We start from the raw sequence: 1,112 nt of genomic DNA on the forward strand, positions 1-1,112 counted from the left end.
GTGTTGTCGAACTCGGTCTCGATCCAGCGGGTGTGCACCGTGAACGGGTCGCCGGTGAACGCGGGATCGGACACCACGGCCCGGTGGAAGGGCAGCACGGTCGGCATCCCCTCGATCTCCAGCTCCGCCAGTGCCCGCCGCGACCTCTCCAGGGCCGCCGTACGGCTCTGCCCGGTCACGATGAGCTTGGCCACGAGCGAGTCGAAGGTCTGCGGGACGGTCATGCCCGCCTCGTACCCCGCGTCCAGGCGCACCCCGGGCCCCGAGGGCGCGCTCATGCGCGTGATCGTGCCGGGAGCGGGCAGGAAGCCGCGCCCGGCGTCCTCGGCGTTGATCCGGAACTCGATCGAGTGACCGCGCACCACCGGGTCGGTGTAGCCCAGCGGCTCCCCGTCGGCGACGCGGAACATCTCCCGTACCAGGTCGATGCCCGTCACCTCCTCGGAGACCGGGTGCTCGACCTGCAGGCGGGTGTTGACCTCCAGGAAGGAGATCGTGCCGTCCTGGCCGACCAGGAACTCGCACGTGCCGGCGCCGACGTAGCCCGCCTCGCGCAGGATCGCCTTGGAGCTGGTGCGGAGGATCTCGGTCTGCTCAGGTGACAGGAAGGGGGCCGGGGCCTCCTCGACCAGCTTCTGGTGGCGGCGCTGCAGCGAGCAGTCGCGGGTGGAGACCACGACCACGCTGCCGTGGGCGTCGGCCAGGCACTGGGTCTCCACGTGCCGGGGCCGGTCCAGGTAGCGCTCGACGAAGCACTCGCCCCGCCCGAACGCGGTGACGGCCTCACGGACCGCGCTGTCGTACAGCTCGGGGATCTCCTCCAGGGTGCGCGCGACCTTCAGCCCGCGCCCGCCGCCGCCGTACGCGGCCTTGATCGCGATGGGCAGGCCGTGCTCGGTGGCGAAGGCGACGACCTCCTCGCTCCCGGAGACCGGATCCTTGGTACCGGCCACCAGCGGCGCGCCGACCTTCTGGGCGATGTGGCGGGCCTGCACCTTGTCGCCGAGCGCGGTGATCGCGGCCGGGGGAGGCCCGATCCAGGTGAGCCCCGCGTCGATCACGGCCTGGGCGAACCCGGCGTTCTCCGCCAGGAAGCCGTAGCCGGGGTGCAC

1 protein-coding gene is annotated in these 1,112 nt (G+C 72.1%); it reads right to left on the reverse strand.

The genetic code is table 11. From position 1 onward, the window contains the following. Positions 1–1,112 (reverse strand): acetyl-CoA carboxylase biotin carboxylase subunit (locus ACFFRH_RS44225; RefSeq protein ID WP_386164187.1); only part of this gene is annotated, 1,112 nt, incomplete at both ends.

This window comes from Streptosporangium vulgare, assembly GCF_042428775.1.
GTDB lineage: Bacteria > Actinomycetota > Actinomycetes > Streptosporangiales > Streptosporangiaceae > Streptosporangium > Streptosporangium vulgare.